The organism is Paenarthrobacter sp. TYUT067 (genome assembly GCF_023656375.1).
In the GTDB taxonomy this organism is placed as follows: Bacteria; Actinomycetota; Actinomycetes; order Actinomycetales; family Micrococcaceae; genus Arthrobacter.
Map to the genome: position 1 here is coordinate 220,408 of NZ_JAMOIT010000001.1, position 25,077 is coordinate 245,484.

The 25,077-nt window shown below is 63.0% G+C and carries 22 protein-coding genes; 15 read left to right on the top strand and 7 right to left on the bottom strand.

Going from position 1 to position 25,077, the window contains the following annotated elements; translation table 11 throughout:
• Positions 1-79: 79 nt before the first annotated feature.
• Entirely contained in the window at positions 80-1,009 is a 930-nt protein-coding gene (locus MOD31_RS00965) for a type IV toxin-antitoxin system AbiEi family antitoxin domain-containing protein (RefSeq protein WP_250819627.1), read from the top strand.
• A gap of 69 nt (positions 1,010-1,078) precedes the next feature.
• Here the strand turns inward: MOD31_RS00965 and MOD31_RS00970 are convergent, their stop codons facing one another.
• Positions 1,079-1,789, bottom strand: a complete 711-nt coding sequence (locus MOD31_RS00970) for a queuosine precursor transporter (protein WP_223941754.1) — start codon at positions 1,787-1,789, stop codon at positions 1,079-1,081.
• 269 nt (positions 1,790-2,058) lie between these two features.
• On the opposite strand from MOD31_RS00970, the gene MOD31_RS00975 reads away from it, so the two are divergent.
• Both MOD31_RS00975 and MOD31_RS00980 read left to right on the top strand, forming a co-directional pair.
• Positions 2,059-2,721, top strand: a complete 663-nt coding sequence (locus MOD31_RS00975) for a TetR/AcrR family transcriptional regulator (RefSeq protein WP_250819628.1) — start codon at positions 2,059-2,061, stop codon at positions 2,719-2,721.
• Positions 2,718-3,632, top strand: coding sequence for a TIGR01777 family oxidoreductase (locus tag MOD31_RS00980; RefSeq protein WP_250819689.1), 915 nt, complete (start codon positions 2,718-2,720; stop codon positions 3,630-3,632). The genes MOD31_RS00975 and MOD31_RS00980 overlap by 4 nt, the downstream gene beginning before the upstream one ends.
• Before the next feature lie 329 nt (positions 3,633-3,961).
• Here MOD31_RS00980 and MOD31_RS00985 read toward each other — a convergent pair whose 3' ends face one another.
• Positions 3,962-4,657: an isoprenylcysteine carboxylmethyltransferase family protein gene (locus MOD31_RS00985; protein ID WP_250819629.1), complete on the bottom strand. Its 696-nt coding sequence runs from the start codon at positions 4,655-4,657 to the stop codon at positions 3,962-3,964.
• Positions 4,658-4,970: 313 nt separating this feature from the next.
• Between MOD31_RS00985 and MOD31_RS00990 the strand changes: the two genes are divergently transcribed.
• From MOD31_RS00990 to MOD31_RS01010, 5 genes are all read left to right on the top strand, one after another.
• Positions 4,971-6,374: an MFS transporter gene (locus MOD31_RS00990; protein ID WP_250819630.1), complete on the top strand. Its 1,404-nt coding sequence runs from the start codon at positions 4,971-4,973 to the stop codon at positions 6,372-6,374.
• Between the two features lie 118 nt (positions 6,375-6,492).
• Entirely contained in the window at positions 6,493-7,155 is a 663-nt protein-coding gene (locus tag MOD31_RS00995) for a response regulator transcription factor (protein WP_250819631.1), read from the top strand.
• Positions 7,152-8,564, top strand: a complete 1,413-nt coding sequence (locus MOD31_RS01000) for a HAMP domain-containing sensor histidine kinase (RefSeq protein ID WP_250819632.1) — start codon at positions 7,152-7,154, stop codon at positions 8,562-8,564. The genes MOD31_RS00995 and MOD31_RS01000 overlap by 4 nt, the downstream gene beginning before the upstream one ends.
• On the top strand, positions 8,557-9,534 hold the full coding sequence (locus MOD31_RS01005; RefSeq protein ID WP_250819633.1) for a TAXI family TRAP transporter solute-binding subunit: 978 nt from the start codon (positions 8,557-8,559) through the stop codon (positions 9,532-9,534). The genes MOD31_RS01000 and MOD31_RS01005 overlap by 8 nt, the downstream gene beginning before the upstream one ends.
• 65 nt (positions 9,535-9,599) lie before the next feature.
• The gene (locus tag MOD31_RS01010) at positions 9,600-10,436 is read left to right on the top strand and encodes a hydroxymethylpyrimidine/phosphomethylpyrimidine kinase (RefSeq protein WP_374206954.1); all 837 of its coding nucleotides are present in this window, start codon (positions 9,600-9,602) and stop codon (positions 10,434-10,436) included.
• A gap of 95 nt (positions 10,437-10,531) precedes the next feature.
• Here MOD31_RS01010 and MOD31_RS01015 read toward each other — a convergent pair whose 3' ends face one another.
• A complete protein-coding gene (locus MOD31_RS01015) occupies positions 10,532-11,464 on the bottom strand; it encodes a cytochrome b/b6 domain-containing protein (RefSeq protein ID WP_250819635.1) in 933 nt (310 codons plus the stop codon).
• Positions 11,465-11,766: 302 nt separating this feature from the next.
• Between MOD31_RS01015 and MOD31_RS01020 the strand changes: the two genes are divergently transcribed.
• Complete coding sequence (locus tag MOD31_RS01020) at positions 11,767-12,381, top strand: TetR/AcrR family transcriptional regulator (protein ID WP_166841347.1); 615 nt, start codon at positions 11,767-11,769, stop codon at positions 12,379-12,381.
• A gap of 50 nt (positions 12,382-12,431) precedes the next feature.
• Here the strand turns inward: MOD31_RS01020 and MOD31_RS01025 are convergent, their stop codons facing one another.
• Both MOD31_RS01025 and MOD31_RS01030 read right to left on the bottom strand, forming a co-directional pair.
• Positions 12,432-12,815 carry a DUF1304 family protein gene (locus tag MOD31_RS01025; protein WP_142936711.1) on the bottom strand — a complete coding sequence of 128 codons (384 nt, stop codon included), beginning with the start codon at positions 12,813-12,815 and terminating at the stop codon, positions 12,432-12,434.
• A gap of 226 nt (positions 12,816-13,041) precedes the next feature.
• Entirely contained in the window at positions 13,042-14,529 is a 1,488-nt protein-coding gene (locus tag MOD31_RS01030) for an XRE family transcriptional regulator (RefSeq protein WP_250819636.1), read from the bottom strand.
• Between the two features lie 172 nt (positions 14,530-14,701).
• Here MOD31_RS01030 and aceA point away from each other — a divergent pair, with 172 nt between their 5' ends.
• Both aceA and aceB read left to right on the top strand, forming a co-directional pair.
• Entirely contained in the window at positions 14,702-16,018 is a 1,317-nt protein-coding gene (gene aceA, locus MOD31_RS01035) for an isocitrate lyase (RefSeq protein WP_110504936.1), read from the top strand.
• A 409-nt stretch (positions 16,019-16,427) separates the two neighbouring features.
• Positions 16,428-18,080, top strand: coding sequence for a malate synthase A (aceB, locus tag MOD31_RS01040; protein WP_223941746.1), 1,653 nt, complete (start codon positions 16,428-16,430; stop codon positions 18,078-18,080).
• Between the two features lie 203 nt (positions 18,081-18,283).
• Here the strand turns inward: aceB and MOD31_RS01045 are convergent, their stop codons facing one another.
• Both MOD31_RS01045 and MOD31_RS01050 read right to left on the bottom strand, forming a co-directional pair.
• Positions 18,284-19,477 carry a CynX/NimT family MFS transporter gene (locus tag MOD31_RS01045; RefSeq protein WP_250819637.1) on the bottom strand — a complete coding sequence of 398 codons (1,194 nt, stop codon included), beginning with the start codon at positions 19,475-19,477 and terminating at the stop codon, positions 18,284-18,286.
• Between the two features lie 82 nt (positions 19,478-19,559).
• Positions 19,560-20,777: an ROK family transcriptional regulator gene (locus MOD31_RS01050; RefSeq protein ID WP_223941744.1), complete on the bottom strand. Its 1,218-nt coding sequence runs from the start codon at positions 20,775-20,777 to the stop codon at positions 19,560-19,562.
• Between the two features lie 217 nt (positions 20,778-20,994).
• Here MOD31_RS01050 and MOD31_RS01055 point away from each other — a divergent pair, with 217 nt between their 5' ends.
• From MOD31_RS01055 to MOD31_RS01070, 4 genes are read left to right on the top strand one after another with little or no spacing between them, the layout of a single operon-like run.
• Positions 20,995-21,774 (top strand): sugar phosphate isomerase/epimerase, encoded by a 780-nt coding sequence (locus MOD31_RS01055; RefSeq protein ID WP_142936716.1) that lies wholly within the window; start codon positions 20,995-20,997, stop codon positions 21,772-21,774.
• Positions 21,771-22,892: a Gfo/Idh/MocA family protein gene (locus MOD31_RS01060; RefSeq protein WP_250819638.1), complete on the top strand. Its 1,122-nt coding sequence runs from the start codon at positions 21,771-21,773 to the stop codon at positions 22,890-22,892. The genes MOD31_RS01055 and MOD31_RS01060 overlap by 4 nt, the downstream gene beginning before the upstream one ends.
• Positions 22,893-22,909: 17 nt before the next feature.
• The gene (locus MOD31_RS01065) at positions 22,910-24,073 is read left to right on the top strand and encodes a Gfo/Idh/MocA family protein (RefSeq protein WP_250819639.1); all 1,164 of its coding nucleotides are present in this window, start codon (positions 22,910-22,912) and stop codon (positions 24,071-24,073) included.
• 1 nt (position 24,074) lies between these two features.
• Positions 24,075-25,076, top strand: coding sequence for a sugar phosphate isomerase/epimerase (locus MOD31_RS01070; protein ID WP_250819640.1), 1,002 nt, complete (start codon positions 24,075-24,077; stop codon positions 25,074-25,076).
• Position 25,077: the final 1 nt, after the last annotated feature.

A 25,077-nucleotide genomic window follows, 5' to 3' on the forward strand; every position in this document is an offset into this window, starting at 1 on the left:
GCCGAGATCGCCGGAGCCGTTGTCCACATAACGACGGCGGGGGCTACTTTCGGCGTCCAGCCTGCCTAAGGCTGGGGTGATGAGTCAGAAACCAACTGCTACCCTCCCCCAACTTGGAGCCCTTTGGCGCACCAGGCAGCTCAATGAACTGGGACTCAGTTCACGGGCAATCGGCACGCTGGTCCGCCGGGGTGACCTCATCCGAGTGCGCCAAGGCTGTTATATACGCCGCGCGGCATGGGCAAATCAGCCGGATGACGTCCGCGGCAAGCTACTGATCCACGCACATGCACACGGAACCCTCACCACCTCCACCGACGGCTACGTTTATAGCCACACGTCGGCGGCGAGGCTGCACGGACTTTTTCTGTGGAACGTGGATCAAACCATCCACGTCACACTTCCCACCAACCCATCCAGTGAGCGCCTCGGCAAAGATGTTCGCGGGCACAAACTACGGTTGCCGCCTTCCCAGATCACCACTGTGGAGTTCCTCCGGGTCACCGACCTTGAGCGGACTGTTCTGGACTGTGCCAAGACTCTGAATTACCGGCAAGCGTTGATCATCATGGATCACGGGCTGCGGCTCGGAGCGGACAAGCAGCTCATGCAAGCCCACTCAAGTACTTTCTCCGGACGACGAGGCTGCCGTACCTTGCAGAGATGCCTGGCCAATGCTGACCCCAGTTCCGAATCTCCTGGCGAAACTCTGTGCCGGGAACTACTCGCCCGCCTCAAATTGCCCATGCCCACGGCGCAAGTGGAAGTGCAAAGTCGGGTTGGTCGGCACCGGATGGACTTCGCATGGAAGAAAGAGAAGGTGGCCCTTGAATTCGACGGGGAGGTCAAGTACTTCAAGTACGCCCGCACTGACCGGGTGATCTTTGAGGAACGACGCCGGGAGAAGGCCTTGGTAGAGGACGGCTGGTTCTTCATCCGGGTGGAATGGAAGGACCTGTTTCAGGAGCAGGAGTTCAAAGCACGTGTTCTGAAAGCGCTCAGGAGATGAGGGTGGCCGGAGCAGCGCGACAACGCCGGAGCAGCGAACTCACACGTTTCCGGCGAACTCAGCACAAGCCTAGGCTGCGGCTGCCCCGTAGCTCGGTTCGCGCTTCTTGATCCAACCAACCACCAGCACAGTGACCGGTACGAACAGGAACTCCACGGCGGTCTTGTACACGAAGCCAACCAGGACGTAGTTCAGGAACGAACCCGCGTCAGTGATGCCAATGACGGACGCTGCGATGCTGCAGAAAATCAGGGTGTCCACGAATTCGCCCACCACGGAGGAGCCCATCAAGCGCGCCCAGAGGCTCTTTTCGCCGGTGCGGGCCTTCATCTTCACCAGGATCCACGAGTTGATGGTCTGTCCTGCCAGGAATGCGAGCAGGGAAGCGAGCACGATCTGCGGCACGGGACCAAGGGCGCCCTCAATGGCAGCCTGCTTGGCGGTTCCGTACTCGTCGTTGAAGCCGGGCAGCACGATGATGATCCAGTAGCAGAGCGAGGCGAAGACCGACAACGCAAAGGAGGTAATGATCGCCTTGCGGGCAACTTTGAAGCCGTAGACCTCGCTCATCACGTCACCCAGGATGTACGCGATGGGGAACAGGAAGAACCCGCCGTCTGTGATGATCGGCCCGAGCACAACGCCCTTGGAGGCGCCGATGTTGGACAGGATCAGCACCACGGCCATGATGGCCAGCATGATGCCGAAATACGGGGAGCCGATCGACGCAAAGCGCGGCGCGGGCTTGCTCAAGGTACTGGAGCCTGAGGGCGAGGGCATGGGTCATCCATTTCGTAGTGGTTCGCGCAGGCCCCCTTATTGAGGGTGCCCCGCTGTATCAGCACTGTGGTTGGTGGGGCATTCGGCCCGGCACCGGTTCCATTCTCCCACCACGCACCCTCTCTCACATCCCACCCCTTTCGGACCACCTTCTCTCACATCCCGCGGGCCTAAACCAAATGCTCGCTCACTCAAACTTTTGAACACGTTCAGAACTCGTGACATACTCATTCTTGAACACGTTCAAAACTTCACGCAAGGAGCAGCTGATGGCAGCAAAGAGTGAACAGACCCGGCAACTGGTGGCCGATGTGGCGCTGAAGATGTTCCGTGAGATCGGCTTCGAGAAGACCACAATGCGCGCCATTGCACAGGAGGCCGGAGTGTCGGTAGGTAACGCCTACTACTACTTCGCTTCCAAGGACGAGCTGGTCCAGGAGCTGTACATCCAAGTCCAGGATGAGCACGCCGTAGTTGCGGCGCAGGCGCTTGAGGGCGTCCAGGATCTCTCAGGGCGCTTGAAAGCCGTGCTGCACACCGGCGTCGACGTCATGTCTCCGTACCACCAGTTCGGTTCCGACTTCATCGCGACGGCGATCCGGCCGTCGTCGCCCGTCAACCCATTTGGCGAGGCGTCCACCGCCGCCCGCGAGGCCTCACTCGCAATCTTCCGTTCCGCCGTCGACGGTTCCTCCCCCGCCGTCGCCAAGAAACTGCGCGGCGATCTGCCCGAACTGCTGTGGTTGGCGTACATGGGCGTGGCGCTGTTCTGGGTTTATGACCGGTCCGAAGGCCAACGCCGCACACGCAAACTGATCGACGGCGCTGCCCCGCTGGTGGCTCGCGGCCTGTCGCTGGCGAAGATTCCCGGCGTGAGCAAAGTGTTCGACGACGTTTTGGGGCTCGTACGCAGCGTCAAGGAAGACTCATAATGCCGCGGACGGTGGTGATCGCAGGTGCTTCCGGCTTCATTGGCAGTTACTTCAGGCGTCGGTTTCTTGAAGAAGGCTGGCAGGTCAGGACGGTGGGGCGGGACGCTTCGGCTGACGCACAATGGGACGACGACGGCGCCATCACCAAAGCGCTGGACGGCGCCGAACTGCTGGTGAACCTCGCCGGACGGTCTGTGAATTGCCGTTACGACGAGAAGCACCGGCGGGAGATTCTGGACTCCCGGGTTCTGACCACGCGTGCATTGAGCCGGGCTGTGGCTGCTTGCGCCCAACCGCCCCGGACGTGGATCAACTCGAGCACCGGAACCATCTACAGGCACGCAGAAGATCACCCACAGTCCGAGGTATCGGGCGAATTGGGCAGCGGGTTCTCCGTGGACGTGGCCAGGGCTTGGGAGGATGAGTTAGCGGCTGCTGTTGTGCCGGCTACGCGAAAGGTGCCGCTGCGCATTGCGATTGTCTTGGGGGCCGGTGGCGTGATGAGCCCTCTCCGGAACCTGGCCCGGCTTGGGCTGGGCGGACACATGGGCCCGGGCACGCAGAAGTTCAGCTGGATCCATGTGGAGGACTTGTTCCGTGCGGTGGTATTTATCCACGCGGATGCCGGAGTGGCGGGTCCGGTGAACGCGGCAACGCCCTACCCCGTGGACAACCGGGAGCTGATGTCACTTGTTCGGCAAAGTATGGGTGTCCCCTTTGGCATTCCCACTCCAGCGTGGCTGCTCGAGGCCGGAGCCGTTCTGATCCGCACGCAAACGGAGCTGGTGTTGAAGAGCAGATGGGTGGAGCCCCGCAAGTTGCTCGACGCAGGATTCTCTTTCCAGTACCCCGCCCTGGCTGGTGCGCTGAATCAGATCGCCAAGGGCAAAGCCGATCCCTCTCTCACATAATCGCCCCTTGAGCCGATCCCTCGCTCACATCCCTCGGAGGTAGTCATGAGTCAGGACCCGTGGTCAATCGATGAAGAGTACGCACTGGCAACAAGGAGCCCATCCACTGGATGGCGCTACGGACCGAAGGATCGGGTGGTACTGGGAGGCAAGGGACTGACGCTGGGCATCGCCGTAGCGCACTTGACGTTCTGCGTGTTGCTGTCCAGCCAAAGTCCCGAGTGGGCCGTTGTCTTTTTCATTTACAGCCTTCTCCCAGTCTGGGCAGTTGGTGCCGCAGTAGGATCACTCCTCGGACTGGCCCTCCGACGCGTTCGGAACCAGTGGGTTCACGTGGCCGCATTCTTCGCTGCGGGTTTGCTCATGTGCGTACCCTTCGGCGCATTTTCGTCCACGGGTTCGTTTCTGTTTTCCTTGTCGATCGCAGCCGCTGCCGGCGTGGGCCGCCTCGCAGTGTGGAAGCTGGTGCGAATCAACCAGATGGGCGAGCCCACATAGCGGGGAACGTCTCTCTGATAGTCGGCATAGGACTGGCCGAATCGCTCCCTGAGCATATTTTCTTCCCACAGCGCGCCCAGATGTTCCACCAGCATTCCAGCAGGCAAAGTCACCAGAGCCCAAGCGGAACCCCTGGAAACCGCCACACCTGAGTGAATCAGCCACCACCCCAAATACATCGGGTGGCGGCTCGCCGCATAGGGTCCGCTGGTCACCAAACCTTCGGGATGGCCCAGAGCAAAGCTTCCAGTCGTTTTACGCCGGCGCTCCGCAACAGCCCAAGCGGTGATTCCCGCGCCGGTCAGCGCCAAGCCCGTACCGGCCGCCCGGAGTCGGACGTCGCGGCGTCGGACGTCGTGCCCAGGGAGAGCGTCGCGCCCAAGGTGAGCGTCGCGCCCAGGGACGGAGGCGGGATGCACACGATCGAGGACTACATCCAGCACCAGGCCCACAACCTGCCCTGGTGGCAGCGGAATGCTGGCTGCCTCACGTTTCACCGCGCGGGCGGTTCGTAGAACTGCACCCATGCCAAGAAGATAACCCCGGCCGCCCGGGAAAGCCACAGCCGAACCGGCAGCCGGGAATCCTGTGGCAAACGCCCGCCGTCGAGCACTAACCGACGTCACCCGAAACCTAAGGAAGTGTTAGGAAATCCCCCGCGGACTAGGGCTGTGCCGTGCATCACCCATAGTTTGGAACATGTCCTCTTCACCCCGGAGGGCCTTTCTTAGTCAACGAAGAGCCATGCGCAAGGACGCCATGAGCACGAGCTTCATGGACAGAACGAACTCATGCAAGACACGGCCGTTGCAAAACGCTGCCGTCCAGGAAGGTTCATTGATGAGCACCCAACAAGCTGCACCTCTGAGCGAAGCCGCCCAGACACGTAAAGCCGTGAGCAACATCCTCAAGGGCTCCGCGGGCAACCTCGTGGAGTGGTTCGACCTCTACGTCTATACGGTTTTCGCGGCGTATTTCCAGTCGCACTTCTTCAACTCCTCGGACGATCTGCAGGCAGGCCTTGAGGCGATGGCTGTCTTCTCGACGTCGTTCCTCATGCGTCCCATCGGTAGCTGGTTCTTCGGCCGCTATGCCGACCGGAAGGGCCGCAAGGCTGCGCTGACGCTCAGCGTGACGCTGATGTCGGCCGGTTCCTTCGCCATCGCGATCCTGCCGACGCAGGACGTGATCGGCCTCTGGGCCCTGATCCTGCTGGTGTTCATCCGTGTGGTGCAGGGCTTCTCGGTTGGCGGGGAGTACGGCACCAGCGCTACCTACATGTCCGAGGCGGCGACGGCCAAGCGTCGAGGCTTCTTCTCCAGCTTCCAGTACGTGACGCTGATTGGCGGACAGATGCTGGCCCTCCTGGTGCTGGTGATCCTGCAGAACACCATGAGCAAGGAAGACCTGACGGCATGGGGCTGGCGGATTCCGTTCGCCATCGGTGGTGTCGCTGCTTTGGTTGTTCTCTGGCTCCGCCGTTCCATGGAAGAAACGCTGTCCTCCGATCAGCTCCGCGCCGCCCACGTCAAGGTTGAGGGCGAGGCCCAGCCTGGCACTATGAAGCTCCTGCTCACCAAGCACTGGAAGCCACTGCTCATCTGCATCGGCATCACCCTTGGCGGCACCGTGGCGTTCTACACGTACACCAACTTCATCCTGAAGTTCATGAACGATACATCCGGCATCGCCAAGACCGATACCTCAGTGATCAACTTCTGGGCGTTGTTGATCTTCATGCTGCTGCAGCCTGTGTACGGCCTGATCTCGGACAAGGTTGGCCGCAAGCCCTTGCTGATCTGGTTCGGCGTGACCGGCGTGCTCTTCACGTGGCCGCTGCTCTCCACCCTTTCCGGCACCAAGGATCCGTTCATCGCATTCCTGCTGATGCTCGGCGGCCTGCTCATGGTGGGTGGTTACACGTCCATCAACGCTCTGGTGAAGGCTGAGCTGTTCCCGGCGTCCATCCGCGCGCTCGGCGTTGGGCTCGGTTACGCGATTGCCAACTCGCTGTTCGGTGGCACCGTTCCACTGATCGGTGCTGCGCTGCAGAAGTCGGACCAGGTGGACCTCTTCTTCACCTACGTGACGGCCGCAATCTTCATCTCGCTGCTGGTGTACATCTTCGCGTTGAAGAACAAGAAGGCGACGCACTTGGACGCGGAGCAGGGCAACGCCTTCGTCGCCAAGGTCTCTGCAAAGGAAACCGACGACGACGGCATGAAGGCTCGCGTCGACGCCTAGCCTGCCTGCCTTGTGAGGCCCGTTCTGCGCACTTTGGATACTCCGAAGGGCGCAGAGCGGGCCTCGCAACGTTAAGCTCTAGTAGCGAACCAGACCCGCGAAACAAAGGACCCAGACAGTGCATGTGCTCATCGTCGAGGATGACGACGCCATGGCGTCGGCCTTGAATGCTGCCGTCGCCTCCGCTGGCCACAAGCACACCAGGGTGGCCCGCGGCGAGGACGCACTCCTGGCCCACCGGCAGCACGAGGTGATCCTGCTTGACCTTGGCCTTCCGGACATGGACGGTTTGGACGTGCTGCGGAAGCTGCGCCAAGTCACAACGGTTCCCATCCTGATCCTGACGGCCCGCGACGACGAACGCAGTGTGGTTCTTGGACTCCGTTCGGGAGCGGATGACTACCTCGTCAAACCGGTGAAGCTCGTGGAATTGCTGGCCAGAATCGAGGCCGTGACGCGCAGAACCAATCGGGCGGGCAATGCAACGCCGCACAGCATCGTGCTCGGAGAACTGGAAGTAGACCTCGATCGCCGCACGGCCGCCGTCGGGGAAAGACAACTGGCCCTGACCGCCACGGAGTTCGACCTCCTGAGCCTCCTCGTCAGGAACGCAGGCTCGGTTGTCACGCGTGAGCAGATCCTTGACGCGCTCTGGGGCGACGCCTTCCTGGCCCACTCACGGTCATTGGACGTGCACCTGACCGGCCTCAGGTCCAAGCTCCAGCTTCCCGGTTTCATCATCAACGTCCGCGGCGTCGGCTATCGCGTCGAGCAACCGTGAAAGTCCGCGTCCTCGGCATCCTGAGCCTGCTGGTGGTGATCATCGTGGTTACGGTGTCCAGCGTGATCCTGACCTCGGCCAGCCGGGAACTCACCCAGGAACTACAAATCAACCGCGTCGCAGCCCTGAACCGCTTTGCGCAACTGGCCAGCGAAGCTGCGGAGGATAACGACACCACCCAACTCCAGCGCGAGATGGACCGATACTCAGAGCTATATGATGAAGGAATTCTGATCCGGCTCCAACAGAAAACCCTCCGTTCCGGCGGCCTCAGCGAGGACCAGCCCGAGGTCAGGGATGCTCTGAACCGGGCGAGCCTCAACCTCAGCGACACCACGCTCAGCCCCATCCGTGCCTTTGGCTCCGGCGGGGACACTATTTCAAGATCTTTCGGCACCGCCAGCCAGGTACTCGGCGAGGTAGTCCTTGAAGTGGACCTCGACGCGGCCCGGCAGAAGCTACGGGAGCGCTGGCTCGCCGTCGGAACCGCCGCCTTGGCGCTGGGTGCGCTGCTCCTGCTGGCGGCATCGCGCATCACTGCCTGGGTCCTTCGCCCGGTGCACAGACTGAGCAAAGCTGTCCACGAGTTGGAATCCACGGGCAAAACCAGCCAGCTTCCTGAAGCCGGTCCGCCTGAGCTGCGCGAGCTGAGCCGCTCCTTCACCACTATGGCCGACGCCGTGACCGAAAGCATGGAGTCGCAGCGCCGGCTCATTGCCGACACTTCACATCAACTCCGGAACCCTGTTGGCGCGCTGCGCCTGCGCATCGATCTGCTGCAGCTCGCCTTGCGCTCGGAACCCGAGAAGGAGGCAGCCGCCGGCGTCGTTGCGGAACTCGAGCGGGTGGAGGAAATGCTCGACGGCGTGCTGAAGCTGGCGACGGCGGAACACCGCGCCTCTGAGGGGGCTACGCGCGTGCAAGAAGCAGAGCACAAACGCCTGGCCGTCATCGACCCCTACCCGGTCCTGCAGGGTGAAGTGGAAAGGGCGGCGCCGGCCGCTCACCGTGCAGGATCGCAGCTGACGTTGTTGGCCCCAACCTCGGAAAACCACATCATGTGCGACCCCGACGAACTCGCGCACATGGTGGGCGAACTCCTCGCCAACGCCATCAAGTACGCCCCCGCTGCGCGTATCTCCGTGGCGACCCAGCCGACGCAAGGCGGCACCGCCGTCGTGATTTCCGACGACGGGCCCGGCCTCCCAGCCGAGCAACTGGCCGCGTCCACCACCAGGTTCTGGCGGGCGCCGCAGCACAGCAAGATTCCCGGCAACGGTCTGGGCATGACCATCGTGGAGCGGCTGGCGCAGGCAAATGGAGGGCGACTGATCCTGGAGCCGGGCGATCCCCATGGCCTGACGGCCCGCCTCGAGTTCGTGAAACCCAAGGAGGGCACGCATGCCTGACTTACCCAGGTTCTCCCGGCGGAACGCCCTCAAAACCGCCGTCGCGATCGGCCTGGGCGGCAGCCTGCTCGCGACGACCACCGCCTGCACGCCGGAGGAACCCCTGCAGGAGCTCACGGTTGCCGGTGGTGAATCCGGTGGCTTCTATCTGGAGTTCGCCACTCTCCTGGCAGGCCTGTTGCAGCGGGAGCGCATCGCCGAAAGGGCCGTCGCATTGACCACTGGCGGCAGTCTGGAGAACATCCAGCGGGTCTTATCCGGCGAGGCGACGTTCGCCGTCGCACTGGCAGATGCAGCAGCCCAGGCCGCTGCCACCAGCCGGACCGGAGAGGGTTTGGTGGCGCTGGGCAAGGTGTACCAGAACTATGTCCACTGCATCGTCCGCGAAGACAGCGGGATACGGACCCTGGCAGACCTCGCCGGGAAGACCGCGGGCGTGGGCGAAGTGGGCTCGGGGACCACCCTGACCGCTGGACGGATCATCACAGCCGCGGGACTTTCTGAGCCGCCCCGCGCCGTGAAGCAAGTCAACCTCGGCCTAAACCAGGCCCTGGCCTCACTGCAGGACGGTTCGATTGATGTGATGATCCAATCGGGAGGAGTGCCCACCGCTCCCATCGCTGCCGCAGCAAAGGACATTGGACTTCGGCTACTGGATATTTCCGAGCTCATCCCGGCGACGCGGGCTCAGTCGGGGTTCTTTTACGACCGCGTGCTGATCCCCGCCAACAGCTACGGCAACGCTCCCGCCGTCTGGACAGTGGGCGTTGCGAACCTGCTCCTGTGCCGCAGGGACCTGGCCGATCATGTTGTTCGGCGGACAGTGGAGTTGCTGGTGGAGCAGGCTCAGGACCTGGTTCCCACATCCAGCACCGGCGTGCAATTCCTTAGCCCGGAGACGCTCATCAACACCGCGGGTATCCCGCTGCATCCGGCGGCCGAAGCTGCCTACAGGGCGCTGCACGGCTAGGACTCACGAGCACCTTTCACAGGCCGGAATCGGCGTACGACCGGGAAACTGGCAAAATGGAAACCATGACTTCAGCCGTTGCCCCTGCCATTGCCCTGACCATTGCCGGCTCCGAAGCGACCGGAGGCGCCGGCGCACAGGCCGACCTCAAGACCTTCCAGGAACTCGGCGTGTTCGGCATCGCGAACCTCACCTGCATCGTTTCCTTCAACCCGAAGGACAACTGGAACCACCGTTTTGTGCCGGTGGACCAGCAAGTCATCGCAGACCAACTGGAGGCCACGACGGCGGCCTACGGTGCCGCTTCCGGCGCACCATCGGTGCTGGACACCGTCAAGATCGGCATGCTCGGAAGCCCGGCAACCATCAGCACGGTGGAGAAGGCGCTGACTGACGGCTCGTTCAAGCACGTGGTGCTGGACCCGGTGTTGATCTGTAAGGGCCAGGAACCGGGACACGCGCTGGACACCGACCAAGCTTTGAAGGCACAAATCCTGCCGCTGGCTACCTTCGTGACGCCGAACCACTTTGAAGCCGAGTCCCTGTCCGGGCTCACCATCACGGACGAAGAGTCCCTCAAGGCTGCCGCCGTTCGGATCCACGAAATCAGCGGCGCAGCAGTCCTCGCCAAAGGTGGGGTGCGGCTGGAAGGCCCCGACGCCGTCGACGTTTACTACGACGGTGAGACGCTGGAGGTCCTGCGCGCCCCGAAGGTTGGCGAAGTGGCCGTGTCCGGTGCCGGCTGCTCGCTTGCTGCCGCTGTGACCGCCGAACTGGCCAAGGGCGCGACGCCCCTTGAAGCCGCCCGCACCTCGAAAGCTTTCGTGACTGCCGGTATCAAGAACCGGGTGTCCTCCGGCGCTCCGTTTGATGCACTGTGGCAGGGTGGGGCTCTGTCCTAGCCTCTCTCGCTACAGACACAAGCAGCCGCCCCGGAAACACTTCCGGGGCGGCTGTTTTCTTTGCGCGAAGTTTTCTTTGTGCGAACGTGTGGACGCTAGCGCGAGACCTTGCCCATCAGCGAGGCAATGGGCCGCAGGAACAGTGGCCGGGCCAGGAACCAGGCCGCCGCGGTGAAGACAATGGAAGCCGCGAAGATGCCGAAGCCCCACCAGCTGTTGTTATCGTCAGTGGACGCGTACATGTGGTTGAGGTTCCTCAGCGCGCCGGTTGCCAGCACCAGCGTGACGTGGACAATCACGAAGGCCACGAAGTAGATCATCACTGGGAAGTGGATCTTGCGGGCAAGCTCGATTGGGTAGAACTTGTTGATCGCTGCCTTCTTGGGCCACGCACCGGACATCCTGATTCCGGTAATGATGGCCAGCGGGGCCGCGATGAAGACCGTGATGAAGTAGGTCAGGAGCTGCAGGCTGTTGTAGTTGTTCCAGCCGTTTTCGACGGGCCAATTCAGCGAGGCGTATTGCAGGCCTGCTGAGACCGCGTTCGGGAAGACGTCCCAGTTGGTGGGGACAATGCGCAACCAGTGGCCGGTGGCGAAGAGGAGCACGATGAAGATGATGCCGTTCAAGACCCAGAGTGCGTCCAGCGTCAGGTGGAACCAGAGATCCAGGCTGATCTTGGTGGGTGGATTCTTGGTCTTGATGAGACCTTTGTTGTTTCTGGTCCAGTTGGCGGCCGGGCGGGTGGTGGTGCGTACCTGCCAGCCCGAACGGATGATCAGGACGATGAAGAACATGTTGAGGAAGTGCTGCCACCCGAGCCACGCGGGGAAGCCAGTGGGGGTGCCCTCAGGAATGGCCGAGTGCCCGGGGTAGTCCACCAGGAACTGCTGCACGGGCTGAAGGGTCCGGAGCCATTGAGCAATGAGCACCAGGATCAGTGCCACCACCAAAGCTCCTGCGGTGACGACGACGGGCTTGAACCACCTGTTCGACGTGATCCCGGACGACTTGCTTGAAACGGACATCAGGCCGCGTTCCTCTCTGGCTTGTTTGGCTGCGACCAGTTGGCGCTATATAGCGATTCAACCAGTTGCAGCCCGACGGTAAAAACGGCACCCGGGTTTCGGGGCGTCCTGCGTCAAAAATCGCAGCATTCGGATACATGCCGCAATGTGTATTTCTAGAACAGACTTCCAGAATTATTTCCCGCAGTTCAAGGCTCAGTCAAGGCTTGTTGTTAGCTATGTGGATTCTTTCGGAGGTAGGATTCCAGAAAATAGCCGTCCGACACTCCGATCTACGTCCTGCCTGCGAGAGGAGCCCAAGCGTGGTCCGTAAGACGTCCGAAGTAGCCAGCAACGCGGGCTCGTGGCAATGGACCCGGACAGCAGCCACCCAACGCAACCTGCTGGACGCTGCCACCCACGTTTTCGTGGAACATGGCTTCACCGACGCGAGCATCTCCGACATTGTTTCCCGCGCGGGATCCAGCGTTGGCAGCCTCTACCACCACTTTGGTGGCAAAACCGAACTCTTCCTCGCACTTTGGGACGACTACCAAAACGAACACGAAAAGCTCGTTGCCGCGGCCGTGGCCAAAGCCCGGAAGGCCGGCGAATCCGATCCCCTGGCACTTTTCAACGTAGGCAGCCGGAGCTACTTCGACTACACGTGGAAGCACCGGGACCTGGAGCGCGTGTTCATCGAGGGCGACACTCCCCCAGGCTTCGAAGTCCTGCGGCGGGAACGTGGGCGCGAGTGGGTCCGGCAGAACACCGTGCTCCTCGGCGCCAGCGACGACACCCTGGGCCGACTCACCGTAGCCGTGATCACGGACATCGTGACTGTGTCCGGCCAGGAAGTTGCCCTGAGCGCCTCCAAGCACGAGGCCGACGAGGTTGTTGATGCTGCGGCCGTGCTGGTGAAGCGACTGGTCCGCTGATCCCTGGCTCGCCCGCTGCCCTTTGACCAGCCTTCGCCAACTACCACCCCCTAGCGAAATACAAGGTAAAAGACGATTGCCAACGCCGGGAAGAGCGCCTGGCCGATGGCGCTGAGCAGGAGGCGCTTCTCTGTGACCCACAGCCAGAAACCAAGGAAGACGTGGCACGCGCAGCAGAAAATCACTATGGCTGACCCGCTGGCGGGAGTGCCTGAGAAGTTCACTAGCCACAGGCCCACTGCGATGCCGAGGCCGAAGGTGATGTTGTAGGCGCCAACATTCATCGCCCACATCCGAACTGCGCGCACGTCTTCCGGCCTGATCAGGAAGATCCGGTGGAACCGTTGGTCGCCATGGAAGAAGATCTCCAGGACGCCAACGCTTATCAGTGCCAGGCCGGTGGATCCAGCGAGTATCTGGCTTAGCACATTCATGCCGCGCTCCTAGGCCAATCCTGCAATCTCCGCTTCTTGCGTGCAGGCTACTCCTCAGGCGCGAAGACCTTCAAGGGGCCGGGCGCCGCCGCATTGACTGTTGAGCACCAGCCATCTCATGAAGTAGCCCGGCCCTCTAATCTGAGGGTTTGGCAGCAAGCGCCATAGCCCACTACGCGTGACGTGAGAGAGCGATCGGCTCTAACACGCGGGACGTGAGAGAGCGTCAGCGCTCGGAGTGGGCCGCCAGGAAGCTGTACACCTCGGTCTCGTCCACGCCCGGGAACGCACCCGGGGGCATGGCGGCAAGCAGGTGCGAGTGTGCGCGGGCGGAGGGCCACGCATTGCCGGCCCACTCGTTCGCCAGCGAGGCCGGGGGTCGCTTGCAGCAATTCGGGTCCGGGCAGTTTGACGTTGCCCGGGCCGTGGTCTCCCGGCCACGGAACCACTTCACGTGCTGGTATGGCACCCCAATGCTCAAGGAAAATTCACCAGCGGCGGAGCGTTCGGTGCGGGCAGTACACCAGTAGGTGCCCGACGGAGTGTCCGTGTATTGGCTGTAGGCGCTGAACTTGTCCGGCACATCGAATACCGCCCGCGAGGTCCATGCCTTGCACGACGGCTGACCCTCGATGGCCCCCGTGTGGTCCTGCGGGAAGGCCACGCCATCGTTCTCGTAGGCCTTGTAGATGATGCCGGACTGGTGGGTCTTCTGGAAGTGTGTGGTGATGCCCAGGTGCTTGGTGGCGAGGTTGGTAAAGCGGTGCGCTGCGGTTTCGTAGGACACGGCGAAGGCGTCGCGGATGTCCTCCACAGCGATTTCCTTGGCAGCCTTGGCCTTCTGCAGAAATTCCACCGTGGCCTGCTCCGGCAGCAACAACGCCGCGGCAAAGTAGTTGGTGGCCACCCGCTGCGCCAGGAAATCCCCGTAGTTCCGTGGAGTTTCATGCCCCAGCACGTAGTGTCCCAGCGCCTGGAGCAAAACAGACCGCGGATCGTGATCCTGGCGCTGGTTCTGCGTGAGATAAATTCTGCGGTTCTTCAAATCGGTCACGGACCGCGTGGAGTGCGGCAAATCGCCCACGTGATGCAGCGTAAATCCAAGGTTCTCGGCGATGTCCGCAATGACGTGCTGGCTGAGCGGACCCGTGGTGTAGCCAACCCCTTTGAGGACCTTCTGCGCCTCCGCCTCATACTCGGGGAAATAGTTACCGCGCTCGCGCATCATGGCACGCAACTCGCCGTTCGCGCGGCGGGCTTCTTCCGGCGTCGCCACCTGCTCATTTAGTTTGCGTTCGAGTTCCTGAAGCAGCCCCACCTGCGACTCCAGCACATCGAGCGGAAGCCGCGAGCTGATGCGGATTTTGGGCAGATTCAGGGATTCGTACAGCGGCCCGCGCTGGTACCGTTCCAGCTCGATTTCCAAGGCTGCCCTGCGGCTGGGCGGCTCGGCCCCCAGCAGCTGATCGATGGTCACATTCAGTGACGCGGCGAGCTGCTGCAGCAGCCCCAGTTTGGGTTCGCGCTTGCCGTTTTCGATCAGGCTCAACTGGCTCGGGGCGGTCCCGACGGCGGCACTCAAGTCATCCAGCGTCAGCCCGGCCTGCTTGCGCAGATGGCGCACGCGGCGGCCAAGGCTGATGACGTCCAGTTCAGGGGACGCAGCGGACAACGACGGCGATGCTACTTCGCGATTCCAGCTCACAGGCGACATTTATTGAGAATACGCGAAGAAGTGCATTTCTTTCCATAGTTTTCCTCTAGTAACTGTCTTGGAAGTGCAGAAAAGTAGGTCTTACGAAAAAGAAATACAGATCCCGGGCAAGCCGGCCAATGCAGCAAAGGCGCAGCGGAGGCCGGCCCGGGCACCACATAGGAGATCAAAAATGACCGCATCATTTGAACCCGCAGAGCAGTCCGCAGAGCAGCAGGCCGCAGCGCTGGAACTTGAATGGTCCGCCAACCCGCGGTGGGAAGGCGTCACCCGTGATTACTCGGCCACCGACGTCGTCCGCCTCCGTGGTCGCGTCTCCGAAGAGCACACCCTGGCCCGCCGCGGTTCGGAGAAGCTGTGGAAGCAGCTCACCGAGGAAGCTCCCACCGGCGGCTACACCAACGCCCTCGGGGCCCTGACCGGCAACCAGGCGGTGCAGCAGGTCAAGGCCGGCCTCCGCGCCATCTACCTCTCCGGTTGGCAGGTAGCCGCCGACGCCAACCTTTCGGGCCAGACCTACCCGGACCAGTCCCTGTACCCGGCCAACTCGGTACCCCAGGTTGTCCGCCGCATCAACAACGCCCTGCTCCGCGCAGACCAGATCGAATACGCCGAGGGCGTCAAAACCGTTGAAGACTGGCTGGTCCCGATCGTCGCCGACGCCGAAGCAGGATTCGGTGGCCCGCTCAACGCCTACGAACTCATGAAGTCCATGATCACCGCCGGCGCCTCGGGCGTTCACTGGGAAGACCAGCTCGCTTCCGAAAAGAAGTGTGGCCACCTGGGCGGCAAGGTCCTGATCCCCACCCAGCAGCACATCCGGACCCTGAACGCAGCCCGCCTGGCAGCCGACGTCGCCGGTACCCCCACGGTGGTCATCGCCCGCACCGACGCCGAGGCAGCAACCCTGATCACCTCAGACGTTGACGAGCGCGACCAGGAATTCATTACCGGTGAACGTACCGCCGAAGGCTTCTACAAAGTCCGCAACGGAATCGAACCGTGCATCGCCCGTGCAAAGGCCTACGCACCGTACTCCGACCTCATCTGGATGGAGACCGGCACCCCGGACCTGGAACTGGCCCGTAAGTTCGCCGAATCGGTCAAGGCCGAGTTCCCGGATCAGATGCTCTCCTACAACTGCTCCCCGTCCTTCAACTGGCGCAAGCACCTGGACGACACCACCATCGCCAAGTTCCAGCGTGAGCTCGGTGCCATGGGCTTCACGTTCCAGTTCATCACACTGGCCGGATTCCACGCCCTGAACTACTCCATGTTCGACCTCGCCCACGGCTACGCCCGTGAAGGCATGAGCGCGTACGTCGAGCTCCAAGAGAAGGAATTCGCCTCCGAGTCCCGCGGCTACACCGCCACCAAGCACCAGCGCGAAGTCGGCACCGGCTACTTCGACGACATCGCAACCGCGCTCAACCCGAACGCATCCACTTTGGCCCTGGTGGGATCCACCGAAGAAGGCCAATTCCACTAATCAACACCCGACGGCAGCTGGTCCCGGCCTGAACCTCCGGCCTACAGACCGGCAACGCTCTGCCTGCGGAGGTCGAGCAAGGTAATCCTCCGCGTGCTATTCCCCATCCCCGCGGATAGACCTCGCAAAGCTCGGTCGACGGCGGGGACAGGGCCCCTTTTACGCACGCTTCCGGATCACCTTGTTCGACCGTTGGGTCGATCGGTACCGGGGAGGCAGGCACCCGGCCGGAGTGGCCGGTAGTGCGGCAGCCTGCGTAAAAGGGGACCCCTTATCAGGGTCTGTCCTCGCTCAGCGAGGTCAGGCCCGCATAAGGGGAATAGCAGGCAGAGCAGTTCCGGCCCGAAGGCCCCAACCCACCCAGACAAGCGCCGCCGTCGAACATTTGCTTCTCATAGGAGAGATTGAAATGAACAGCTTCACTGACAACTTCACTATCAATGGCATCACCATCACCGCGCAGCCCATTTGCCGGCAGAACGAGGTCCTCACGCCGGACGCCCTCGAGTTCATTGGCAAGTTGCATCGGGCGACGGCGGATCGTCGTCAGGAGCTGATGCAGGCGCGGCACGCCCGCCGCAACCAGATTTCAGGGGGCCAGGATCCGCGGTTCCTGCCGCAGACCGAGGCCATCCGGAATGACCCGTCTTGGCGGGTCGCTCCCCCGGCGCCCGGGCTGGAGGATCGTCGTGTTGAGATCACGGGCCCGGTGGATAAGAAGATGACCATCAATGCCCTGAACTCTGGTGCGAAGGTGTGGCTGGCGGACATGGAGGACTCGTCCACGCCGACGTGGCGCAACGTGATTCAGGGGCAGTTGAACCTGACGGATGCGCTGGAGCGGCGCATCGATTTCACGTCCCCTGAGGGCAAGGAATACAAGCTCAAGGCCGCCGAGGACCTGCCCACTATTGTGGTTCGCCCGCGTGGTTGGCACCTGCCGGAGAAGCACATGCTGATCGACGGGAAGCCGATCGCCGGCGGCATTGTGGACTTCGGTTTGTTCTTCTTCCACAATGCCCGCCGCCTGCTCGCCCAGGGCAAGGGCCCGTACTTCTACCTGCCGAAGATCGAGAACCACCTCGAAGCACGGTTGTGGAACGACATCTTCGTCCTGGCGCAGGACCTGCTGGGCATCCCGCAGGGCACCATCCGCGCCACGGTGCTGATCGAAACCATCACCGCCGCGTTTGAGATGGAAGAGATCCTGTACGAACTTCGGGACCATGCTTCGGGTTTGAACGCCGGCCGCTGGGACTACATCTTCTCCCTGATCAAGAACTTCCGCACCCGTGGACCGCGTTTCGTGCTCCCGGACCGTGGCCAGGTGACCATGACCCAGCCGTTCATGCGTGCTTACACCGAGCAGTTGGTCCGGGCCTGCCACCGCCGCGGTGCCATGGCCATTGGGGGCATGGCAGCAGCGGTTCCGAACCGGAAGGACGAGGCCGCGAACACGGCGTCGTTCGAGAAGGTTCGTGCTGACAAGACCCGCGAGGCCAACGACGGCTTTGACGGTTCGTGGGTGGCCCACCCGGATCTGGTGCCCGTGGCACGCGAGGTCTTTGACAAGGTGCTGGGCAACAAGCCCAACCAGTTGGACCGCTCCCGCGAGGACGTCACCCCGGATGACCGTGCACTGATCGACATCGCCAGCACCGAGGGCACCATCACCGAGGGCGGGGTTCGCCTGAACATCGAGGTGGGCATCCGCTACATCGAGTCCTGGCTGCGCGGCAACGGGGCCGTGGCCATCCACAACCTCATGGAAGACGCCGCCACAGCGGAGATCTCCCGTTCCCAGCTCTGGCAGTGGATCCACTCCCACGCCATCACGGACCACGGAGACATCATCACCGCGCAGTGGGTGGAGGACATGCTGGATGAGGAATACGCCCGCCTGGAACGCTTCGACGGAGACCGCTTCGCTGACGCCCGCGCCATCTTCGAAGAAGTCACCTTGGCCGAAGAATTCCCCACCTTCCTGACCATCCCCGCGTACGCCCGCTTCCTCACCGAGGCCCGTGAAGAGGCCACGAAAGAGGAGCTCGTCGCCGCTTAGATCTACTGAGTAGCGACACAATCAAGCCCCGACGCTGGGCTGCCTGCACTTTTCGCAACAAGTGACCCCGACCGCCGGGGAGGCAGCCCAGCAGCGGGGCTTCTCCATACCCGGGCCCTCCCGATTCGATGGCTCGCTGCACACCGTGCCGTGCGAACGGCATCCTCCGCAGGGAACCCCCGAATCGGGCACGCGAGAAGAGCTCAGCGCTGGCGGGCCACCCAGCGCACGGACAACGTGGTGCACACACAGAACGCGAGCACCGAGCCGAGGATCACGAAGAGCGGCACCGTCCACCCATCGGTCTCACTGTGCACGAACCCAACAACAGTGGGAGCCAACGCGGCGAAGCAATAACCAACCCCTTGCACCACAGCGGACATCTTCCCGGCCGCGGCCTGCGACTGCGCAAACTTGATGATGGCAATGAAGATCACCGTGATCCCGCCACCCTGCGCAACACCGCCCAGCGAAGACCACAACCACCAGAAACCAGGAGCCAGCAACAAGCCCACGGGAACCGTAAGCCACAGCGCGCTCAAGGTGACCGCCACCGTCGTCGTACTGGTGAAACGGGCCAGGAGTGGCACGCCCAGGCCGCCCACGATCGCGAAAATCTGAAACAGCGAGGACCCCGCACCGGCTTCGGCGGTACCCATGGCGAGTTCGTCGGCAAGGAAACTGGGCAACCACGCGGTGACCCCGTAGTAGGAGAACGCCTGACCCGCGAAGCCGAGAGTCAGGCCCACAGTCAGCCAGCGAACACCCGCAACAGGACCGGCCCCGGAAGCAACAGGCAAGGGAACCGCAGCGGGAACAAACGCCCGCCGCGCACCCACTGTTGGAACCCAGAACAGAATGGCCGCCAACGCCAACAAAGCGCTCGCAGCCAGGGCAAGCCGCCAGCCCACTAGTTCGGCGAGGGGCGCGGTGGCCACGGAGGTAAGGAATGAGCCCACGTTGAGTGCAGCAGTGTAAACGCCCATGGCGGTTGCCTGACGCCGCGGTGCGAAGTCTCGACGGATGATCAGCGGCACTGCAATATTGCCGATGGTGATGGCCACGCCAATGATGACCGTGCCCACCATGACCGAAATGCCACCGCCGCTGGATCGAATCACCACGCCCACAAGAACACCCAGCAGGGTGAGCATCACCGCGAATTCGGCGCCCAGGCGGCGCCCGGCCAACGAAGCCAAAGGCGAAGCAAGGGAGAAGCAGAGGACGGGAATGCCGGTCAGGAGCCCGAGTTCCACAGGCGAGAATCCGAGATCCTGCTGTAACGAATCCACCACGGGCGCCACCGCCACGAAGGGTCCGCGCATGTTCAGGGCAATGAGGCCGATGCACGCGAGGATCAGCCAGCCGCGGGGAACTTTGGCGAGGAACTGGCTCATCGGGCGCACGGGGAAGCGAAGAAAGTACTCATCACTTTCATTGCTATCACGCTCCCACGCCGCGAAAGCCCTTAAAGAGGACCTAGCCCGCTGCTTGGAGCGTGGCCTCAATCACGGACGGTGACAGAACATGCTGGGTCACCAGGTGGCTGGCGCCAAGGATCGCCGCGCGCTGACCGGCCATGGAAATGCCGATGCGCAGGTGCGTGGTGGCCAGGGGCAAGGACCGCCGGTAGACCACTTCGCGGATCCCGGCCACCAGGTGCTCACCCGCCTCCCCCACGCTGCCGCCGATGATGATCATGGACGGGTTGAGCAGGTTGACCACGGTGGCTAAGACATCGCCAACATCGCGTCCGGCCTGCCGAAGCGCCTGGATGGCCTGCAGGTTTCCTTCGCCAACGAGTCGCAGGACGTCGGCGCCGCTGGCAGCTTCCAGCCCTTGTGCCTGCAGTTGACGCGCGACGGCGGGACCTGAGGCAAGTGCCTCGAGGCAGCCGTGGTTGCCGCAGCGGCAGAGGACGTCGTCACCGCGGGGCACACGGACGTGGCCGAGGTCGCCGGCGGTGCCGTTGGCGCCGCGCTGTAATTGTCCGCTGCTGATGATGCCCGCGCCGATTCCGGTGGCCACTTTGATGAAGAGGAAGTTTTCATGGTCCGGCCAGTACGCGGTGCGTTCACCGAGGGCCATGATGTTGACGTCGTTGTCCACCAGGACTGGAACCGGCAGGGAGCGCTGAACGTACGTGACGACGTCGAATCCGTCCCAGCCAGGCATGATGGGCGGCTTGACCGGCCTGCCGCTGGCGTGTTCCACGGGACCGGGCAGGCCGATGCCTATTCCGGCGAGCTCGCCGGGTTCGCGGCCGGCTTCGGCCAGGAGTTCCATGCCCGCTGAAACCACGCGGCCCAGGACCACGTCCGGCCCGTCAGCGACCTCCTGCGTCAGCCGTCGCTCGGCCACGACGTCGCCGCCGAGATCGGTGACGGCAACAATCACGTGGGTAGCTCCGACGTCGACGGCCAGGACAACGCGCGCGGCGGGGTTGAAGGCAACGCGCGACGGCGGCCTGCCGCCTGTGGAGCTCGCTTCGCCAGCAGGGCCGACGAGCCCTGAGCTGATGAGGGCGTCAATCCTTGAGGCAACGGTGGAGCGGGCAAGGCCAGTGGTTTCTGCAAGCTCAGCCCGGGTGCGCGCCTTACCGTCGCGGAGGAGTTGGAAGAGATTTCCGGCGCGGGAGAGATTGCCGGCTTCGGGCACGGAGCTATTTCCGGCGTCGATTCCGGCCTCAGATGTCATGCAATTAGTGAAGCATGATTGCTTATGCATGTCATCCAGCAGAAGTTTTGCGGAATTCTTGCAACTTTTGCTAGACGCTCGGCAAAAGTCCCTTTAAGCTGAAGGAGTTGGTGTCCAGTCCATTGACGTGTGGAATCGGTGGCTCCCCGAGGGGGTGCTCACTAGACTGGCGCCAAGGCCCTGATATCCCGGAAAAGCACTCCCGAAAAGGATCCCCATGTCGTATTCGCTCCAGCTGTATACCCTCCGTGATGCCATCCAGGAGGACCTGCCAGGCACCATCAAGAGGGTTGCCGAGATCGGTTTCACGCAGGTGGAGCCCTATAACTTCGTGGCCACGGCCAAGGAACTTGGCGCGGCGTTGAAGGAGAACGGCCTGACGGCTCCGTCCGGCCATGCCCCGCTGTTGAGCCAGGACCAGGATGAGATCTTTGCAGCAGCCAAGGAGCTGGGCATCACCACGGTGATCGATCCATTCCTTCCCGCCGAGCACTGGCAGTCGGCCCAGGACATCCAGGCCACCGCGGCCAAGCTCAACGCAGCAGCGAAGAAGGGTGCCGAGTACGGCATCCGCGTCGGCTACCACAACCACGCATGGGAGCTGGAGTCCACCATCGAAGGCAAAACCGCCCTGGAGTACCTCGAAGGTTTGCTGGATCCCGAACTCGTCCTTGAAGTAGACACGTACTGGGTTGCCGTCGGTGGCCAGGACCCCGTGGAACTGCTGGCACGCCTGGGTGACCGCGTGAAGCTCATCCACATCAAGGACGGCCCGGCCACCACCGACACCAAAGCCCAGCAGCCCGCAGGCCAGGGCACCGTCCCGGTGCTGGATGTCATCGCCGCAGCGAAGTCCCTGGAAGTGGGCGTGGTGGAATTCGATGACTACTCCGGAGACATCTTCCAAGGCATCACCGAGAGCTTGAACTACCTCACCGCAGCGGCCAGCGCAGACGCTGCAACCGACACCCAGGCAGCAGAAGGAGCCAAGGCATGAGCTTCGCACCGTCTACCCGCAAAGGCCCCGTGGGCGTTGCCGTCATCGGCGCGGGCAACATCAGCAAGCAGTACCTGGACAACCTCACGGTCTTCCCGGACCTGAAAGTCCTGGTGATCGCGGACCTCTTCGAAGAGGCAGCAAAGGCGCGCGCCGAAGAATACGGGATCCCCGAATTCGGTGCCCCGGAGCTGGCCCTGAACCACCCCGACGTCGAGATCATCGTGAACCTGACCATCCCGGCAGCGCACGTCGAGGTCGCCACCGCAGCCGTCAACGCGGGCAAGCACGTCTGGACCGAGAAGCCCTTCTCCTTGGACCGCGAATCCGGGCTCGGCCTGCTCAAGGCAGCCGACGCCGCTGGGATCCGCCTGGGCACGGCCCCGGACACGTTCCTCGGCGCCGGGCTGCAAACCGCCCGACGCATCATTGAGCGCGGCGACATCGGCACACCCCTGACCGGCATGACCACGTTCCAAACCCCCGGCCCGGAGTCCTGGCACCCCAACCCCGCGTTCCTGTTCCAGCACGGCGCCGGCCCCCTGTTCGACATGGGCCCGTACTACCTCACCGCCCTGATCCAGACCTTCGGATCGATCCGCAAGGTGGCCGCCGTCGGTTCCTCCGCCAAAGCGACCCGCGTCATTGGTTCCGGCCCCAAGGCAGGCGAGGAATTCGCCGTCGAGGTCCCCACCCACGTCTCCGCGATGGCGCAGTTCGAAGGCGGCCAGTCCTCCCACAGCGTGTTCTCCTTCGAATCACCGCGCCTGCGGATGGGCTTCGTGGAAATCACCGGCTCTGAGGCCACCCTGTCCCTCCCGGATCCAAACTACTTCGACGGCGACCTCAAGCTCTGGCGTCCCGGCGCGGAAGAGCCGGAGATCATCCCTGCAACGGGTCCGGCCAACGGCCGTGGCCTGGGTGTTCTGGACATGGCCCGCGCCCTTCGTGCCGGTACTGCCCACCGGGCCACCGGCGACCTCGCCTACCACGTGCTGGACAGCATGGTCTCGATAGCCGAATCCGTGGAATCGGGTACCTTCGTGGACGTCACCAGCAACGCACCCGCCTCGGCCGCCCTCCCCGAGGACTGGGCACCCGAAACCGCCACCCTTTAGAGCCGGCGAGGAACCAGATGACTATTCCTACCTCCTCGCCGCTGGGCGTCGCGGCAATCGGTTACGCCTTCATGGGTAAGGCCCACTCGAATGCGTGGCGCAACGTCTCCAGCTTCTTTGACGTCCCGGCCTTCGAGCAAAAAGTGCTGGTGGGCCGGGACGCAGATGCCGTCGCGGAAGCCGCCGCCAAGTACGGCTGGGCCGAGTCCGCCACTGACTGGCGCTCCGTGATCGAACGGGACGACATCCACATCATCGATATCTGCGCACCGGGCTGGATGCACGCCGAAATCGCCATTGCGGCTTTGGAAGCGGGCAAGCACGTTCTGGTGGAGAAGCCGCTGGCCAACACCTTGGGTGAGGCCGAGCTGATGACCGCAGCCGCCGCAAAGGCCCGGGACCGCGGTGTGCAGTCGATGATCGGCTTCAACTACCGCCGCGTCCCAGCGCTTGCCCTCGCCAAGGAACTCATTGCGGAAGGTCGTCTCGGCACAGTCCGGCATGTTCGCGCCGCGTACCTGCAGGACTGGCTGACCGACGCCCAGTCCCCCATGTCCTGGCGCCTCCGCAAGGAAACCGCCGGATCCGGCGCCCTGGGCGACATCGCCTCTCACGCCATCGACCAGGTCCTGTACCTTCTGGACGATGCTGTCACCGAGGTTTCGGGCCGCCTGCAGACTTTTGTTGATCAGCGCCCCGGCGCAGAGGACCCGGAGGATGTCACGGTCGACGACGCCGCCTGGGTAAACCTCTCGCTCGCCTCAGGAGCAATCGCCTCAGTTGAAGCTTCCCGCGTAGCGACTGGCCAGAAGAACTCCCTGAGACTGGAAATCTACGGCTCGCTTGGTTCGCTGACCTTTGACCTGGAGAACCTGAACGAACTCTATTTCATGGACACCACAGTGCCCGTCCGTGAGCAAGGATTCCGCCGGATCCTGGTCAACGAGCCCGAACACCCGTACCTGGAAGCGTGGTGGCCGCAAGGTCACATCATCGGCTGGGAACACACCTTCACGCACCAGATCCGCGACTTCCTCACCGCGATCGCCGCGGGTGAGTCGCCGTCGCCGTCGTTTGAAGAGGGACTGAACGTCCAGCACATCCTGGCCGCCGTGGAAGAGTCCGCAGCCGCCAAAAGCTCACTGATCCAGCTCACCGCATCCGTTACTGAAGGAGCCTGACATGCCCCGCCCGTACACCCTGTTCACCGGCCAGTGGGCCGACCTTCCCTTCGAGGAAGTCGCGCGTCTTGCTTCCGGCTGGGGCTACGACGGCCTGGAAATCGCCGTCTCCGGAGACCATCTGGACGCCTGGCGCTGGGACGAACCCGGCTACGTCGAATCCAAACTCGCTGTCCTGGAAAAGTACAACCTCAAGGTCTGGGCCATCTCCAACCACCTCAAGGGCCAGGCAGTATGCGATGACCCCATCGACTTCCGCCACGAAGCGATCGTCGGATCCCGCGTCTGGGGCGACGGGGAACCCGAAGGCGTCCGCCAACGCGCCGCCGAAGAAATGAAACACACCGCCCGCCTCGCCCGCGCCTTAGGCGTGGACACTGTGGTCGGGTTCACCGGCTCCTCCATCTGGCAGTACGTCGCCATGTTCCCTCCCGTCCCGGAGAAGGTCATCGACGCCGGCTATCAGGACTTCGCCGACCGTTGGAACCCCATCCTGGACGTCTTCGACGAATGCGGGGTCCGCTTCGCCCACGAAGTCCACCCCTCCGAAATCGCCTACGACTACTGGACCACCGTCCGGACCCTCGAAGCGATCGGCCACCGCGAAGCGTTCGGCCTGAACTGGGACCCGTCCCACTTCATGTGGCAGGGCATCGATCCCGTGTCCTTCATCTGGGACTTCAAGGACCGGATTTACCACGTGGACTGCAAGGACACCAAGCTGCGCCCCACCGGCCGGAACACCGTGATGGGCTCGCACCTGCCCTGGGGAGATCCCCGCCGTGGCTGGGACTTCGTCTCCGCCGGACGAGGCGATGTGCCCTGGGAATCCTCCTTCCGCGCCCTCACCGCCATCGGCTACAACGGACCGATCTCCGTAGAATGGGAAGACGCCGGCATGGACCGACTCCACGGCGCCCCCGAAGCCCTCGCCGCCCTCAAGAAGTTCGACTTCCCCGCCTCACAAACCAGCTTCGACGCCGCGTTCAGCAGCAAGGACTAAG

Coding starts and splice junctions, on each gene's coding strand:
- MOD31_RS00965 (WP_250819627.1), top strand. CDS start 80: ATGAGTCAGAAACCAACTGCTACCCTCCCCCAACTTGGAGCCCTTTGG.
- MOD31_RS00970 (WP_223941754.1), bottom strand. CDS start 1,789: ATGCCCTCGCCCTCAGGCTCCAGTACCTTGAGCAAGCCCGCGCCGCGC.
- MOD31_RS00975 (WP_250819628.1), top strand. CDS start 2,059: ATGGCAGCAAAGAGTGAACAGACCCGGCAACTGGTGGCCGATGTGGCG.
- MOD31_RS00985 (WP_250819629.1), bottom strand. CDS start 4,657: ATGGGTGCAGTTCTACGAACCGCCCGCGCGGTGAAACGTGAGGCAGCC.
- MOD31_RS00990 (WP_250819630.1), top strand. CDS start 4,971: ATGAGCACCCAACAAGCTGCACCTCTGAGCGAAGCCGCCCAGACACGT.
- MOD31_RS01005 (WP_250819633.1), top strand. CDS start 8,557: ATGCCTGACTTACCCAGGTTCTCCCGGCGGAACGCCCTCAAAACCGCC.
- MOD31_RS01010 (WP_374206954.1), top strand. CDS start 9,600: ATGACTTCAGCCGTTGCCCCTGCCATTGCCCTGACCATTGCCGGCTCC.
- MOD31_RS01015 (WP_250819635.1), bottom strand. CDS start 11,464: ATGTCCGTTTCAAGCAAGTCGTCCGGGATCACGTCGAACAGGTGGTTC.
- MOD31_RS01025 (WP_142936711.1), bottom strand. CDS start 12,815: ATGAATGTGCTAAGCCAGATACTCGCTGGATCCACCGGCCTGGCACTG.
- MOD31_RS01030 (WP_250819636.1), bottom strand. CDS start 14,529: ATGTCGCCTGTGAGCTGGAATCGCGAAGTAGCATCGCCGTCGTTGTCC.
- aceA (WP_110504936.1), top strand. CDS start 14,702: ATGACCGCATCATTTGAACCCGCAGAGCAGTCCGCAGAGCAGCAGGCC.
- aceB (WP_223941746.1), top strand. CDS start 16,428: ATGAACAGCTTCACTGACAACTTCACTATCAATGGCATCACCATCACC.
- MOD31_RS01045 (WP_250819637.1), bottom strand. CDS start 19,477: ATGAGCCAGTTCCTCGCCAAAGTTCCCCGCGGCTGGCTGATCCTCGCG.
- MOD31_RS01050 (WP_223941744.1), bottom strand. CDS start 20,777: ATGACATCTGAGGCCGGAATCGACGCCGGAAATAGCTCCGTGCCCGAA.
- MOD31_RS01055 (WP_142936716.1), top strand. CDS start 20,995: ATGTCGTATTCGCTCCAGCTGTATACCCTCCGTGATGCCATCCAGGAG.
- MOD31_RS01060 (WP_250819638.1), top strand. CDS start 21,771: ATGAGCTTCGCACCGTCTACCCGCAAAGGCCCCGTGGGCGTTGCCGTC.
- MOD31_RS01065 (WP_250819639.1), top strand. CDS start 22,910: ATGACTATTCCTACCTCCTCGCCGCTGGGCGTCGCGGCAATCGGTTAC.
- MOD31_RS01070 (WP_250819640.1), top strand. CDS start 24,075: ATGCCCCGCCCGTACACCCTGTTCACCGGCCAGTGGGCCGACCTTCCC.